This window comes from Terriglobia bacterium (genome assembly GCA_036496425.1).
Lineage (GTDB): Bacteria > Acidobacteriota > Terriglobia > 20CM-2-55-15 > 20CM-2-55-15 > 20CM-2-55-15.
The window spans coordinates 1-2,247 of the sequence record DASXLG010000404.1; the positions used below are offsets into that span (position 1 = coordinate 1).

The window sequence follows — 2,247 nt, forward strand, 5'->3', positions numbered from 1 at the left end:
CAACGCTTCCAATTTGATCTTGCCGGCGGGAGACGTGAAAATCGGGCCTTACGATTACAATATTTATACTAACAGCCAGTTTCCCGATGTGCGGGAAATCAACAGCCTTCCCCTGAAAACCGTCGGCGAGTCGAGCGTCACAGTTGGCGATGTCGGCCACGCCGAAGACGCACAGCAGATCCAGACGAACATCGTCAGGGTCGATGGTCAGCGATCGGTCTATCTGCCGATACTCAAACAGGGCGGCGATACCAACACCATTCAAGTAGTGGACGGTGTAAAACGGACACTCGGCAAGCTCACCGATGTCCCCAACAATCTGAAGCCGCGCGTGGTTTTCGATCAATCCCTCTACGTAAAGAGCGCCATCGATACGTTGTTGCATGAAGGTGGAGTTGGCCTGTTGCTGACGGCTCTGATGGTGCTGATCTTCCTCGGCAGCACGCGCGCCACCGTGGCGGTTTTTCTCTCCATTCCGCTATCGGCGTTGGCGGCCATCATCGGCCTCTATTTTGGCGGTAGTTCGATCAATTCGATGGTGTTAGCCGGCCTCGCGCTGGTGTTCTCGCGGTTGATCGATAACGCCGTGATCGTGCTTGAAAATATTTTCCGGCATCTGGAACTCGGTGAATCGCCCGAAGTGGCCGCGGAGAAGGGCGGGCACGAAGTGTCGCTGGCCGTTCTGGCAGCCACCTTGACGAGTGCGGTCGTGTTCTTCCCTGTGACTTTCCTGTACGGCGTGAGCCGCTTCCTGTTTTCGGCGCTCGCTATAGCCGTGGTGCTGGCGCTGTTCGCGTCCTATATCGTAGCGATGACGGTGGTTCCGTTATTCTGCGCGCGGTTCATTAAGTCGGCTTCTCATGTCGCTGCGGTCGAGGACGGTTCCGAACCGCCCTTGCCGCCAGTGGTCCGGCCCCGCGGCGGGATTCTCGCCTGGGGTAAGCGATTCAATGAACGCTTTGGCCGGCAGTTTCATCGTTTCCTTGATGTCTACGAGCGCTATGTGCGCCATGCACTAGAGCGCCCGAAGACGGTCGTCTGGGGAATTTTAGGCGCATTCGTTCTCAGTCTTGCCCTGTTTCCATTTCTCGGTTTGGCATTCTTTCCCCAAACGGATGCCGGCCAGTTTGTCATCAATGTGAAGGCGCCCTCTGGAACCCGTGTCGAAATCACCAATCAAGAAGTCGCCCGGGTTGAAAACATCATCCGCAACACAGTAGCTCCGAAGGATCTCAAATTGATCGTCTCGAATATCGGCGTCATTCCGGGTTTCTCCTCGATCTATACGTCGAATTCGGGACCTTATACCGCGACCGTGCAAGTGGCGCTCAACGAAGGGCACAGCCTCAGCAGTTTCGAGTACATGAGCCGAGTGCGCCGCAAGCTCCAGGAAGATATGCCCGAACTCAGCACCTTTTTTCAATCCGGCGGCATGGTTGACGCTGTGCTGAACCAGGGCTTGCCCGCACCGATTGACGTGCAAGTCAGTGCATCGAATTTGGATTCGGACTTCACAGCGGCCAGCCATTTGGCTGGGGAAATACGGAAGGTGCCCGGCGTGAGCGACGTGTACATCCCTCAGGATGTCGATTACCCGTCTCTTCAGCTCGATGTAGATCGGCTGCGGGCCAGCGAACTCGGGCTGACCCAAAAGGAGGTTGTGGATAACGTCATCACCGGCCTTACCTCCAACGGAATGATTGCCCCCAGTTACTGGATCGATCCGAAGACCGGAAACGACTATATGTTGACAGTCCAGTATCCCGAGCAGAACGTCCGCAGCCTTTCGGACTTGCGCGACATCACCCTTCGATCTCCGGACGCAAAGTCGCCCGCGCTTCTTGATGCGGTCAGCCACATCTCGCGGTTCAGCGCTCCCACCGAAGTGGACCACTATCAGATCCAGAGATCTTTCGACATTTACGTCAACCCTGCGACCGAAGATCTTGGGGGCGTGGCCAGCGCGGTTCGCAAAATCGTGGCGGCGGCCGATCTCCCAGAGGGCACTCGGGCGAATCTGCGCGGGATGGTTCAAGGTATGGAAGATTCGTTCCGCAGCTTCGCGATGGGACTTTCACTTTCCCTGCTCCTCCTCTATCTCATTCTCGTCGCGCAGTTCCGCTCGTTCCTGGATCCCGTTCTCATCTTGCTGGCTGTGCCAACCGGGATTATCGGAGTGCTTCTGATTCTGCTTTTCACCGGGACGACTCTCAACGTGATGTCTCTCATGGGTCTCATCATGATGGT

General features: G+C 56.4%; 1 protein-coding gene. It reads left to right on the top strand.

Annotation, left to right across the window (positions count from 1 at the left end):
* Window positions 1-34 precede the first annotated feature (34 nt).
* Window positions 35-2,247, top strand: a 2,213-nt coding sequence (locus tag VGK48_29295; protein ID HEY2385291.1) for an efflux RND transporter permease subunit, incomplete at its 3' end; no start/stop codon positions are given.